This window comes from Peptococcaceae bacterium, from assembly GCA_024655825.1.
Taxonomy (GTDB): Bacteria; Bacillota; Peptococcia; order DRI-13; family PHAD01; genus JANLFJ01.
In genome coordinates, this window is sequence record JANLFJ010000005.1 from 1 (window position 1) to 14191 (window position 14191).

At 54.2% G+C, this 14191-nt stretch carries 8 protein-coding genes; all 8 read left to right on the top strand.

From position 1 onward, the window contains the following. On the top strand, positions 1–3934 hold a 3934-nt coding region (locus NUV48_02980; protein MCR4441100.1), incomplete at its 5' end, for a KR domain-containing protein. A gap of 6 nt (positions 3935–3940) precedes the next feature. Beyond that, positions 3941–7471 (top strand): phosphopantetheine-binding protein, encoded by a 3531-nt coding sequence (locus NUV48_02985; protein ID MCR4441101.1) that lies wholly within the window; start codon positions 3941–3943, stop codon positions 7469–7471. Between the two features lie 19 nt (positions 7472–7490). After that, positions 7491–8780, top strand: a complete 1290-nt coding sequence (locus NUV48_02990) for an MFS transporter (GenBank protein MCR4441102.1) — start codon at positions 7491–7493, stop codon at positions 8778–8780. Continuing rightward, positions 8734–11019: an LUD domain-containing protein gene (locus NUV48_02995; protein ID MCR4441103.1), complete on the top strand. Its 2286-nt coding sequence runs from the start codon at positions 8734–8736 to the stop codon at positions 11017–11019. The genes NUV48_02990 and NUV48_02995 overlap by 47 nt, the downstream gene beginning before the upstream one ends. Continuing rightward, a complete protein-coding gene (locus NUV48_03000) occupies positions 11019–12038 on the top strand; it encodes an LUD domain-containing protein (protein MCR4441104.1) in 1020 nt (339 codons plus the stop codon). Before NUV48_02995 ends, NUV48_03000 begins: the two co-directional genes overlap by 1 nt. Before the next feature lie 198 nt (positions 12039–12236). Beyond that, positions 12237–12674, top strand: a complete 438-nt coding sequence (gene mraZ, locus NUV48_03005; GenBank protein MCR4441105.1) for a division/cell wall cluster transcriptional repressor MraZ — start codon at positions 12237–12239, stop codon at positions 12672–12674. Between the two features lie 11 nt (positions 12675–12685). Continuing rightward, the gene (rsmH, locus tag NUV48_03010; protein MCR4441106.1) at positions 12686–13642 is read left to right on the top strand and encodes a 16S rRNA (cytosine(1402)-N(4))-methyltransferase RsmH; all 957 of its coding nucleotides are present in this window, start codon (positions 12686–12688) and stop codon (positions 13640–13642) included. A 22-nt stretch (positions 13643–13664) separates the two neighbouring features. Further along, positions 13665–14189, top strand: coding sequence for a cell division protein FtsL (locus NUV48_03015; GenBank protein ID MCR4441107.1), 525 nt, complete (start codon positions 13665–13667; stop codon positions 14187–14189). Positions 14190–14191: the final 2 nt, after the last annotated feature.

Below are 14191 nucleotides of genomic sequence, written 5' to 3' on the forward strand. Positions count from 1 at the left end.
CATCGACTTTGGGTCCACCCCGTTTGTGGTCCAGCAGGCGCTGGCGGAGTGGGAGCGGCCCAAGGTGGAGCTAAACGGGGAGTTCAGGGAATACCCGAGGGTGGCGGGAGTATCGTCTTTTGGCGCTGGCGGCTCGAACGCCCATCTGGTTGTAGAAGAATACATATCGCCCCAAGAGGTGCGGCCTGCCGCGGCTGCAGATGCGTCAAACCCGGCGGTAATCGTCATATCGGCCAAAACCGAAGAGCGGTTGAACGAGCAGGCGAAAAGGCTTTTGGATGCGGTTAAAGAGGCTGAGCTTATGGACATCGCCTACACCCTGCAGGTGGGGCGGGAGGCAATGGAAGAGCGGCTGGCCTTTACCGCCGGCGATAAGCGGGAACTGGAAGAGAAACTGCAGGCGTTTATAGAGGGGCGGGACGGCATCGAGGGGCTTTATCGGGGAAATACCAGGCGGGGCAAAGAAGCCCTGGGCGTTTTGGCCTCGGACGAAGAGCTGCGGGAAACCTGCGAAAAATGGTTCCGGCGCAAGAAATACTCCAGGCTGCTGGACCTGTGGACGAAGGGGCTGGAGATAGACTGGGAGAAGCTTTACGGGGAGAACAGGCCTCGGCGGGTCAGCCTGCCAACTTACCCGTTTGCCCGGGAGCGGTACTGGGCGCCGGAAGGCGTCGCTGTTGGTGCGGTCTCCGGCAAAATGAAGGTGCTGGGTAATTATATCGAGCGCCCTGACCAGAAGAAAAAATGCTATTTGAAAAAAAGCTGGGAGGTTTGTCCCGCTGACTCTGCCGGAAGTTTTAAGGGGAACGTGGCCATACTGGCAACGCCGGAAACAAAAAGCTTGGCGCTTCGGCTGTCGCAGCTTTTGCCGGGCGGTGTGGTCTTTGATGCGGCTGGTATTGAATCAAGGCTGGAGTCGGGAGAAGAATGGAAAAAGTATGACGGCCTGATAGACCTGGTGGGGTGCGGCAAGGAAAAAAACGATTCGCTGGCCTGGATTGCGTGGCTTCAGAAAATGATTGAGACGGGTCAAAAAAATGGGTTGATGTTTCTAGGCGTGACCAAAGGATTGGAATCATATCAAAACGGTGTCGTTAATATGTCGGGGGCTTCCAGGGCCGGGTTGTACCGCCTGCTGCAAAGCGAATACGGGCATGTGCGCTCCAGGCATATGGACGCGGACACCTCTGTTGACGATGAAGCGCTGGCCCGGCAGGTAGCGGCCGAGTTTTGCCTGGCGGGTGACGATCCGGAAATATGCTACCGGGACGGAAAACGTTACCGGGCTTTTTTGGAGGAAACGGATGCAGGCGGGTGTTTGCCGCAGGCCGTAACTTTTCCTGAAGAACATGTGCTGTGGGTTACAGGCGGGACGCGAGGGCTGGGCTACCTGTGCGCCCGCTACTGCGCCGAGAGGTACGGCGTCAGGCGCGTGGTGCTTACGGGGCAAAAACCGCTGCCGCCCAGGGGGGAATGGGCTGCATATGAAAACAAGGAAGGTTTGGCGGCCCAAAAGATCAAAGCGGTTAGAGAACTGGAAAAACTGGGTGTGCAGGTAATGGTGCTCTCGCTTCCGCTGACGGATGTTAATGCTGTCCAAAAGGGCTTAAAGGAGGTAAAAAAGGCGATGGGCCCGGTTGGAGGGGTTATTCACTGCGCCGGCAGCATCGACCTGGAAACCCCTGCGTTTATTCGAAAACCGCTCCAGGGAATTAAAAAAGTGCTTGATCCCAAAGTTTACGGGCTGGAGGTCCTTTATAATGCCATGCGCGATGAGCCGCTGCAGTTTTTTATCCTGTTTTCGTCCGTTTCGGCGGCTGTTCCGGCTCTGGCGGCGGGGCAAATAGATTATGCCATGGCCAATGCGTTCATGGATTATTTCGCGGAGGCAAATGCAAGGAAGTGTCCTGTTGTCAGCATCCAGTGGACAAGTTGGAAGGAGACGGGGATGGGAGAAGTAAAAAGCAGGGTGTACCGGCAGGCGGGCTTTCTCAGCCATACCGACGAGGAAGGTCTGGAGTTCCTGGACCATATTATTTCAACAAGAATGGGGCCTGTCGTCTTGCCGGCAGTAGTCAACCCGGATTTATGGAGGTCTTACGGTTTGATGAAGCCAAAGATTCAACAGGAGCCCGCGGCATTATCCGGAGAAAGGATTTCCGATTCTATTGATGGGCCAAAATTGCGGGGCAAAACTACGGACCAGGTCCGTTCGTGGCTGGCCGGGTTGTTTGCCGCGGAGTTAAGGATTGAAATCTCCAAGCTGGAACCTGATAAACCGTTTGCGGAATACGGGGTTGATTCAATACTGCTGGCGCAATTGCTGCGCTCTATCAATCAAGCGGTGTCACTGGATTTGGAACCGTCCATTTTATATGAGTATTCAACGCTGGATTCACTTGCCGCCTGGCTGGCTGACAGGCATGCTCAAGCCTTATCCGCATATGCCGAACATGAAGGGTCCGCGCGGCAAGACCCGCAGGTCGGGCTGGAACCTGCCTGGAGAATGCGGGACGAAGCTGACAGGAAAGAAGCGGCTTCCCTGGGCACGGCTGTGGTTGGGATGTCCTGCCGCTTTCCGGGAGCGAATAACCTGGAAGAATACTGGCGGTTGCTGGTGGAAGGGCGTTCGGCGATCCGCCCGGTTTCCCGGGAACGCCGCGGCTACGGAAGCCAGTTTTACGGGGGCTTTTTAGAAGACATTGCCTGTTTTGATCCCAGGTTTTTCTTGATTTCCGAGGAAGACGCCAGGGCGATGGATCCCCAGGCCTTACTCGTGCTGGAGGAGTGTTTAAAACTGTGGTATCAAGCGGGATACTCGCACCAGGAACTCAAGGGAAAACAGGTGGGGGTCTACCTAGGGGGGCGCGGCTGCTGCCCGCCGGGTGAAGCCGTTCTCAGCAAGGCGCGCAATCCCATCATGGCGGTTGGCCAGAACTACCTTGCAGCAAACGTTTCACAATTTTTCGACCTGCGGGGACCAAGCATCGTTGTGGATACCGCCTGTTCCTCGGCGTTGGTCGCCGTGAATTTGGCGGTTCAAGCCTTGAACAGCGGTGAAATTGAATCCGCTGTCGTGGGGGGAGTAAATGTTTTGAACTCTGAGGCGACTCACCGCCTGTTTGCGCAGAGGGGGCTTTTGAATCCCGGCCCGTCCTTTCATGCTTTTGACCGGCGTGCCGCGGGAGTAGTGCTGGGAGAAGGTGTGGGCGTTGTCCTGTTAAAGAAGGTGGAGCAGGCCCTGGCCGACGGTGACCAGATATACGCGGTAATAAAATCGGTAGCCATAAACAATGATGGGCGGACCGCGGGCCCGGCAACCCCAAACCTGCAGGCGCAAAAGGAGGTTATGCAGGCCGCCCTGGCGAGAAGCGGAAAGAAGCCCGAAGAAATCAGCTACCTGGAAGCAAACGCTTCCGGGAGCGAGGTGACGGACCTGCTCGAATTAAAAGCCGTTTCTGCTGTTTACCGTTCCTCAAGCAAAGCACCGCTGTGGTTGGGATCGGTGAAACCCAATATAGGGCATCCCTTATGCGCCGAAGGTGCGGCCAGCCTGATCAAGGTGGTGCTGATGCTGCAGCGCGGGCAATTCGTCCCGTTTTTGTCCGGCGAACAACCCATGAAGCATTTTGTTAAAGAGCAGTTCCCGTTTGGTTTTTGCCGTGAACCGGCCGCATGGGCAGGCATGTCCCGGGCCGCGGGAATAAACTGTTTTGCGGACGGCGGCACCAATGCCCATGCCATTGTGGAGGCCTGGGAGGATATAAGCCCGGCCCGGGCAAAGAGGAGCCCGCTCGTTCCCCCATCTATGGAACGTTATGACATTTACGGCCGAGAGGGCGCCGGTGATTTGAAAATGGTTTCTTCGGTTGACAAACAGGGGCTGCCCGGCGGTGCACCCAATATCTGGAAACGGGGAATAGTGGAGGGTTGAACTGTAATGAAGGAGAGTTTTTTGCTGAGCGCTGACAATCCGGTGATTAAGAATCACAAGGTGTACGGTTTGCCCATGTTACCTGGACTGGCTTATATAGACCTGCTTTACCAGGTGTTCCGGGAAAACGGTTTCGATTATACGACCCTTGAGCTTCGCAATTTAACAATCTATAACCCGCTGGTTGTGGAGCAGGGCAGAGATGTAACGCTTGATATCCAGTGTACCGAGACTGCAAACGGGCAGTGGCAGCTTAAAGTGGAAGGCCAGTATGAGGATAGGGAAAAAAAGGTCCGGGTTAAAAAACAATATGTTGCCGCCGAAATGAAGCAAAGAGAAGCGGCTGTCTTTGCAGAGACTCTTTCCCTTGATGCTGTGAAACAGGCGGCAAAGCAGACCGTTAACTTAAGCGAAATTTATAATCAGTGCCGGCGCAGGGAACTGGTGCATACCGGGTTTATGAAAGCGGAAGGAGTCGTTTATGACCTCGATGCGGAGGTGATTATTGACCTTTCCGTGGGGCCGGCGGCTTACCCCAGCGCGGCGGGATTCATGTTTCACCCGGTCCTGCTCGACGGAAGCGCCATAGGATTGTGGGGGACATCGGCCTTATTCAAGGAGGAACAGCGTTTATCTTTGCCTCTTTTTTATGAATCGTTTCGCGCTTCGACTCTTTTGCCAAAGCGGTGCACGGTACGGGTCCAGAAGTCTTCGCTGCGTCAAAAAAACGAACTTTCTTTCCTGACAATGGAGTTTTTCGATGATGCGGAGAAAAAAGCGGGGGAACTGTTCAATTACACCGGCAAGCTGGTCCGGGACGCAGGCTTGCTTAACCCTGACCCCACAAAAACCCAAAAATGGAACATGCCGAGATTGTTTTTGCCTTTCTTGAAATCTAAGCGGGCAGCAAGCAGCGGGTCGATAGCGGAAGCCGTCGAATCATTTTTAAAACAGCTGCTGGCGGAACGGTTAAATAAGCCGCTGGAGAAAATCGATGCACGGACAGGTTATTATGAGTTGGGCCTTGATTCGGCAGGTTTGCTGGAGCTTGCCCGTGATATAGAAAGAAAAACCGGGACTGATTTGTCGCCGACCTTATTGTTTGAATACACGAATATTGCCGACTTGTCGGCATATTTGGCTGAAAATTACGCTTCAAAATTTGCCGGCCGCGTCTTTGCGGGCATGCCGGCTGCAGCGCCGCGTTCGGGTTCTGGTCCTGATGAAGAGCTGTCCAAACTTCCTGGAGATGAGAGGGAAAGCAAACCGTTTTTTGCTCCGCAGGCCGCCGCCGGCGATATTGCCGTTATCGGCATGGCTGGCCGTTATCCAGGGGCCGGGAACCTGCGGGAATTCTGGAATAATTTGAAGAAGGGAAAGGAGTCCATAACCGAAGTGCCGAAAGACCGCTGGGATTGGAAACGGCTGGAAGGAATAAACTCGCCCTCGGGAAAAGGCATCCCCAGATGGGGAGGGTTTATTGATGACCCGGCCTGTTTCGATCACGAATTCTTTCACCTTTCACCGCGGCAGGCCGAAGAGCTCGATCCCCAGGAACGTCTGATTTTGGAGACCTGCTGGGAAGCGATCGAAGACGCTGGTTACACTCCCGGGACGTTGACGCCCGTTGGGGAGCGAAAACAAAAGCGGCCAGTGGGCGTGTTTATCGGGGTCATGCATAACGATTACTTGCTGGTCGGGGCTGAAGAGGTTTCGCGTGGGCGGCCGTTTCCTTTGCCCATGAGCAGCGCGTCGATTGCCAACCGCATCTCGTATTTCTTTGATTTCCACGGACCCAGCATTACCCTGGATACCATGTGTTCTTCCTCGCTCACCGCCGTGCACTTGGCAGTGGAGGGCATCAGGCGTGGGGAATGCCGGGTGGCCCTGGCCGGCGGGGTGAATCTGTCACTTCATCCCTATAAATACATGACATACGGGCTTATGGACGTGCTGGCCAGCGGCGCGCGCTGTCACCCTTTCGGACGGGAAGGAGACGGTTACCTCCCGGGGGAGGGTATCGGCCTGGTCCTGTTAAAACCGCTCTCTCAGGCTGTTCGTGACCGGGACAACATTTATGCGGTGATAAAAGGCAGCGCCGCCAATCACGGGGGAACAGCGAGCGGGTTTACGGCGCCCAACCTGGCCGCCCTGGCGGACCTGGTCGTCTCTTGCCTGGAGAATAACGGGATTGACCCCCGGACGATCAGTTATGTTGAGGCCGCCGCCAACGGGTCGGCCCTGGGTGATCCTGTAGAGGTGGCGGCTTTGACCAGGGCTTTCCGGAAGTTCACCCCTGATGAGCGGTTTTGCGCCATCGGTTCCGTAAAAGGCAATATCGGGCACGCGGAAGCGGCCGCCGGCATATCGCAGCTGGCTAAAGCAGTCCTGCAGCTTCATTATCAAGAACTGGTCCCGACCATAAACGCGGAGCCTTTAAACCCTGAGATAAACTTAAAGGGAACGCCGTTTTACCTGCAAAAAGAACTGCAGAAATGGAAACGGCCGGTGGTCAAGGTTAACGGGGAACGGCGGGAGTTCCCCAGGCGCGCGGCGGTAAATTCATTCGGGGCAGGAGGTTCGAATGTGCATATCATCCTGGAAGAATATGAAAAGAAGGGTTCAAAAAGTCCTGCCGTATCCCCGCAGGTTGCGGTTATTTCGGCGAAGACCCGGGAGCGCTTGCAGGCGGCCGTGGAACAGATGCTTGTCTTTATTGAAGGTCAAAGCAGGTTTTCCCTGGAGGACCTGGCGTATACCCTGCAGGTCGGGCGTGAAGCCATGGGTTGCCGGTTGGCTTTAGTAGTGAGGAGCCGGGAAGAACTCGTGCGGGGTTTGAAGGCTTACTTGAAACGAAACGCAACAAGCGGCGACAGCGAGGCCAATATCCCTATTTATACCGGGGATGGCGGTGACATGGCCGGTTCATTTCCGGGCAAGGGAAAAGAGGAGGACGCCCGGCGAGCGCTTTTGGCCGAAAAAGACCTTGAGGGCCTTGCTCGTCATTGGGTCCAGGGCGGACAGGTAAACTGGGAACTGCTTCATGAAGGGGGAACAGCAAGCAGGATTTCATTGCCGACTTATCCTTTCGCCAGGGTGCGCTGCTGGATTGCGGCAGGCAAGGAGAGGCCCGCGCCATGCCAGGACCAGGAGGCAATACCCGCCTGCTGGAGCGAAGAAAACATCCGGGAAGATATTGCGCATTTTCTATGCCGGGAGCTTGGCCTGGTCAGGGAACGGGTCGGTTTGGACAGGGACCTCACGGAGTACGGGATGGATTCAATAACCGCCATGAAGCTCCTGCGCCATATCGAAAAAACGTTCGGGTTGAAGCTGACAAGGCGGGAAATGATGGAACACCAGACGATCAAGTCTCTATCGGGCCACCTGACTGCGAAAATAGGGGAAACAAGACTTAAGGCAGCGGGTGAAGCGGGAGGGGACAAGGGGAGCGAGAGCCTGGAGAAATTCAAACAGGGCCTTTTGACCCTGGAGGAAATAGAGGAATTAATTGACAAGGGAGAAATAATAAAATGAAAAGAAAGAGGTTGATGTAATGAGCAGCGGTTCCATTTCAAACAAAAAGGCGCGAGGTTATCTCGGGTTTCTTCTCCGGTCGTTGAAGTACAGAAATTACCGTCTTTATTTCAGCGGCCAGGGCATTTCCCAGGTGGGAAGCTGGATTCAAACAATCGCTATAAGCTGGCTGGTGTACAGTATGACCGGTTCTGCCTTTATCCTGGGTTTTGTGGGGTTTTTAAGCCAGGTCCCGGTTCTGTTTATCACCCCCTTCGCCGGGGTTTTGGTCGACCGGTGGAACCGCCACCGAACTTTTATTGCCACTCAGACCATGGCCATGCTGCAGGCCTTCGTTTTATCGGCGCTGGTCCTGACGGGGAAAATCATGCTCTGGCATATTATTCTTTTAAGCCTGTTCATTGGTTTGGTCTTTTCTTTTGAATTAACGGTTAGCCAAACTTTTATTGTTAATATTATTGAAAAAAGAGAAGACCTTGGCAACGCCATCGCCTTAAATTCCGCGCTGCTCAACCTGGCGCGCTTGTTGGGACCTTCACTGGCGGGAATTTTGATTGCGACCGCAGGCGAGGGTGTTTGTTTCTTTATAAACGGCGCAAGCTACCTTGCCGTTATTGCAGCACTGCTGGCCATGAGAATTAGACCGCAACCGGCGGCCAGAAAGCGTGACCTTGGGAAAGAGTTAAAGGAAGGTTTCCTTTATGTCTTTGGTTCTCTACCTCTCAGGTCGGTAATCTTGCTGCAGGGGTTTATTACCCTTACCGGCATGCCGTTTCAGGTGCTGATGCCTGTTTTTGTCAAGGAAATCCTCAAAGAAGGGCCGCACGCGCTTGGCTTTATCGTGGGCTCTTCCGGTATCGGCGCCATTTTCGCCACACTGTTTCTGGCCTGGCGCAAGGACGTGCTTGGTCTGGTCAGGCTGATACCGTTAGCCACGGGGCTTTTAGGGCTTGGGCTTATCGCTTCCGCCCTTTCCAGGCTGACCTTGCTTTCGATGTTTTTTGCGTTTTTCACCGGGTTTGGAGCAATTATGCAGATGGCGGCGGGCAGTACGGTTTTACAGAGAATCGTGGATGATGATAAAAGGGGAAGGGTGATGAGCATTTATACAATTGCGTTTTGGGGCGTCTATCCGCTCGGCAACCTGCTGGCGGGAAGCCTGGGGAACATAATAGGGGTGCCCAACGAGTATATACTAAGCGGTGTTTGCTGCCTTGCGGGTTCGCTGGTTTTCGCGGCCAGGCAGGGGTCTATTGCTGCGGATGTTAAACAAGTTTTATCTCCTGCTGGGAGCGAAGCAAAGGCGTGAACGAAGAAGGGCGGCGGCGCTCCGGTGGTTTAAACGCCTGCTTGAGGCTGCGGAGAGGGAAGGAGAGGGTGTTTTGAGCAGATTCGAGTTAAAAGAAAGAATCCGGGAGGGGCTTAATGACGCGAGTTCCAGGCTGACCAGGCAAAAAGCCCTGGGTGTTATCAGAATGTCGGTCCGGCAGATGACGGCAAGCTGTCCCGGGTTGAAAGAAAGGTTAAGAGGGATTAAGGAGTATTCAATTGCCAATTTGCCTGTTCTTATGGAACAGGCTGTCGTTTCTTTGAAGGAGAACGGCTGCCGGGTTTTCATAGCCGGTACGGATGAAGAGGCCGTGTCGTATATCGGGGAAATAGTAGGAAATAAATTGGTAGTCAAGTCCAAGTCGAATGCGGGCAAGGAAATAGAGATTGCTGACCGCCTGGAAAGGCTGGGCGCTAGGGTTATCGAAACCGACCTGGGCGACCGCATCAACCAGATGGCTGGAAGCGGCGCCAGCCATCCCCTAGCCCCGGCCATTCACCTCCCGGTGGAGAAAGTGGCCGAACTTTTTTCGAAGGAAACGGGGCGCAAGCTGGAAGGCGACGTGGAAACACTGGTCAGGGCGGCCCGTGCAAGCCTGCGCGGTTACCTGGAAGAAGCAGGCGTGGGTTTATCGGGGGCTAATGCTGTGGTTGCTGAAACGGGGTCGATTATCCTTGCGGAAAACGAGGGCAACATCAGGGCGGTGACCGGCATGCCCGAAATCCATATTGCCGTGACCGGCGTAGAAAAGATCGTGCCCAGCCTGGATGACGGGTTAGCGGTGGCCAGGGCTGCGGCCGTTTGTGGAACGGGGCAGGATATGGGGACATATGTGAGCATAATTTCCGGCCCCACCCGTTATAACGGCCGGGACAACAGCTTTCAGGGAGCGGGACAGGGACCGGCCGAAGTGCATGTAGTCTTTCTGGCCGCAGGCAGAGACAGGGCTATAAAAGAAGGGTTTGCCGAAGCGCTTTACTGTATAAACTGCGGCGGGTGTCTCAATTTTTGCCCTGTTTATGCGGAAATAGGGGATAAATTCGGCTACAAGCACCTGGGCGGCCGGGGCGCCGTCTTCACGGCTTTTCATGAAAGCCTGGAAAAAGCCGAGGAGGCAGGCCTCTCGTTTTGCCTTGGCTGTCAAAAGTGCCTGGAGTCCTGCGCTGCCGGCATCAACACGCCGGAAATGATTTTGCGCCTGCGGGCGGAAGCCGTTGACAAGAGGCGTCCAGTACAGGGATATAATAAGGTGGCAACCGCCGTGCTGGTTGAGAACAGGCTTTCGCGATGGCTCAAACCGGCGCGTGTTTTACAGGATGCGGCGGTAAAACGGCAGGCGGGCGGCGATTTTGCCGTGCCCAGAATCGGGCTGCCGGGTCTGGGGATTCCGGCGACCCGTCTTGTTCCGACGATTGCCGGCAGGTTTTTTGAAGAAATGATCAGCGGGCGGCCGGCTGTTGACAAGTATAAAGTAAAGGTAAATTTTTTTGTTGGGTGCGTGACAAGGTATGTTCTGCCCCGGTTGGGGGCTGACCTGCTTGATGTCCTGGAAACACAGGCCGTAAAGGTCGTTGTTCAAGAAAAAGAGGCCTGCTGCGGGCTGCCCTTGCTGGCGGCCGGTTACAGGGAGGAGGCGACTGCCCTGGCCCGGTGCAACGTAAAGCTGTTTGCCCAGGAGTGCGCTGATTTCATGGTATTTGTATGTCCCGCCTGCGCAGCCGCGGTTAAGAAGGAGTGGCCCAGGCTGCTGGAGAATGAAGGCGACGAATTAAAAGAAAAAAGCCTGGAACTTGCGGCCAAGGTAATGGACATCAGCCAGTTCCTCCTGGAGGTGGTTGGCCTGGAAATGTTCAGGAAAACAGTAGAAAAGAGGGTTACTTACCATGATCCATGCCATCTTGCCGGGGGATTAGGGGTCAGGGAACAACCACGGAGTCTGCTGCGAGCAATCGGCGGCCTCGACCTGGTTGAGATGAAGGAGGCGGACAGCTGCTGCGGCTTCGGCGGCGGTTTCAGTTTTGCCTATTATGAGCTTGCCAGCAGGATCGGGAGCAAAAAAGCGGAAAAGATCGGGGATACCGGGGCGAGCCATGTGGTTACGGGCTGCCCGGGCTGCATGATTCACCTGGCTGACAGCCTGCACCAGGCGGGAGGCGGGCAAAAGGTTGTGCATACCATTGAACTGGCGGCAATGGCGGTAAGAGGAGGGAGAAACTGATGGGACAGGAGATTGCCGCAGCCCGGGAAAAAACGGTCAAGGGCCTGCCGGAGATGGTGAACAAAGCCTGTGAGAAGTTAATAGCAAAGGGCTGCCGGGTTTATTTCGCCGCCGACCGGGTTCAGGCCCGGGGTGTTTTAGCCGGCCTGCTGAAGGGGCAAAGGCTGGTGGCGCGCTCTTACAGCAAGACTTTACGGGAAATAGGGTTTGATGAACTGACGGCCGGGCTGAATATTAAGTCGGTTAGGACCTGCGCGGCGGAAATGATCATGGACCGGCTTCAACCACACCACCCGGGATGCTCCCCCTTTCCGTTTACAAGCTGCAGCCGGGACGAAATTTACAGGGCCTTGCGGGAAGAACTTGGCGAAAACGGCGCAGCAAATTTTGATGAATTAAGACGGCTGCTGCATAAAAAGATCAGGGGAATAATAATTGACAGCGAATCTGGCGTTACCGGCGCCAACGGCATAGCGGCGGAAAGCGGCACACTGATCTTGGCGGAAGAGGAAGGGAACGCCAGGAACGTTTCCAACCTCCCTCCAAGACACATAGCGGTTGCCGGGATCGAGAAGATTTACGGTAATGCAGAAGAGGCCCTGGCTGCCGTTTGCAGCGCGGCGGCACACGGCACGGGGCGGAAAACTCCGGCCTGCATTTCGTTGATTTCGGGGCCGAGCCGCACGGGCGATATCGGGTTTAGACTGGTTTACGGCATGCATGGTCCCGGGGAAGTGCACGTGGTCCTGCTGGACAACGGCAGGCGGTTTTTGCTGGAACAAGGCCTGGGAGATATGCTCAAATGTGTCGACTGCGGGGCCTGCCTTGTTATGTGCAGGCAGATGGCCCTGGAAAACGGGTGGACAGACCTTTCCCTGACCATGAAAGGCATTTGTCTGGCCCTGGTCCAGGGAAGGATTAAAAAACCTGAAAAGCTTGATATTTATAATGTTACCTGTCCGGCAGGCATTGCCTTCAAGCGTTTCAAACAGGTGTTATTAAAGCTGGGCGAGCTTTAAGAAAACGCTTTGTTTATTCTCGAATTCGTTGGGTAATTAAGCTGGAACCCCCAAATTAACGGGGGTTCAAAATTTTTTTAGATTTACAAATTTTTTTTGCAGGAGAATTAAAAAATAAGTAGAAAATAGTGGTACAGAGTGGAGTAAAGTGGTATAATGTGGAGTACAGTGGAAGATAAATAGGAGGAGCTAAACGGCTTGTTCACGGGAGAATACCAGCACAGCCTGGATGAAAAAAGCAGGTTGATAATGCCGGCCAAGTTCCGCGAGGTCCTGGGCGACGCGTTCATAATCACCAAGGGTCTGGACACCTGTCTGTTTGTTTATCCCCAGGCTGAATGGAAAATACTAGAGGAGAAACTGAAGAACCTGCCGTTTACCAATAAAGACGCGCGTGCTTTTGCTCGCTTCTTTTTCTCCGGCGCTATTGAATGCGAGACGGACAAGCAGGGGCGAATCTTAATCAGCAGCAACCTTCGCGAGTACGCAAGGGTTATTAAGGACGTGGTGATCATCGGGGTAGGAACGCGCATCGAAATATGGGCCAAGGAAGTCTGGGATGAATACAGTAAAATAACGGAAAAAAGTTACGAGGAACTGGCGGAGAAGATGATGGAGCTGGACCTGGGATTCTGAGGTGAACACAGATGAATTCAAAGCTGTTTTCTCACACTCCAGTTCTTCTCCGGGAAGTGCTGGACTTTCTTTCTCCGCAGCCCGGGCAGGTCATGCTTGACTGCACTGCCGGGGGTGGAGGTCACAGCAGGGCGATTTTGAGCCGGCTGTTGCCCGGGGGGAAACTTATTGCCCTGGACAGGGATAAAGAGGCTGTTGAAGCTGCGAAAAAAGTGCTGGAACCATTCGGGACAGAAAATTTCTTAATCATGCAGGCTGAATTCAGCGATTTGCAAAAGGTTTTGCAGGCTGTTTCCATAGAAAAGGTGGACGGGATCGTTTTTGACCTTGGTGTTTCCTCGCACCAGCTGGATGAGGCGGAAAGAGGATTCAGCTACCGTGTAGATGCACCTCTGGATATGAGGATGGACCGCGCAGCCGGTCAGACGGCAGCCGAACTGGTGAACGAAAGGTCACCGGAAGAACTTACCCGGATTATTAGGGATTACGGAGAAGAGCGCTGGGCTAAAAGGATAGCTTTTTTTATCTGTGAAGAAAGGAAAAGGGGGCCGATCACCACCACCGGACAGCTGGCGGATTTAATCAAAAAAGCGATACCCCAGGGGGCCCGGCGGGAAGGGCCCCATCCCGCCAGGCGGACTTTTCAGGCGCTCAGGATAGCCGTAAACCGGGAACTGGAAGTCCTGGCCGGGGCATTGGAGCAGGCGATAGAGGTCCTGAATCCAAGGAGACGCTTGGCGGTAATAACTTTTCATTCGCTGGAGGACCGACTCGTTAAAAGGGTTTTCCAGGAAAAGAGCGGGGGTTGTGCGTGTCCTCCCGACTTTCCCGTCTGCGTGTGCGGGAAGAGGGCTGTGGTAAAAATACTGACCGGTAAACCGGTTCAACCGTCGAAAGAAGAGATGGCGGTTAATCCCAGGTCCCGCAGCGCCAAGTTGAGAGTGGTGGAAAAAGAGGCGACGTTCTAAAGGGAAGAAGAGGTGAATATCCTTGGTAGTAGCGTCAAAACGTGCTGTTGGCCATGGTTACGATTACTACGCTCCGGTTTCTCTACCCAAGGAAAAGAGCAAAATAAGGATCAGGACGCGAAAGAGCGCCTCTCCTTTGCTTGGCGTGTTTGCTGGAGTATTGATGGTCACGCTTCTCTTTTCCACCGGTTTGTCTTATACTTATTTAAAAGCATATACAGCCAAGCTTTACCTGGAAATAAACAGATGCAGCCAGGAAAACAAGGCTATAGCCATCCAGAATGAAAAGCTGAAACTGGAAGAAGCCAGGCTGAAATCCTTGGAAAGGGTTGAGAAAATCGCTCAACAGAAGATGGGTATGATAAAAAACCCGCAGGTAGAGTACCTGGCTATGCAGATACAAGAAAGGAAAGTTCCATCTGCTGCGGTGGAGGGTGATGAAAGGCCGGCAGTGCAGGAAGGCGCAAATAGTATTTCTGCCGGGGAGAGGTTGCTAAAAGGTATAGCAGCGGCTATTTTGGAAAGGGGATCGGAAAAGAAAGGGTAACC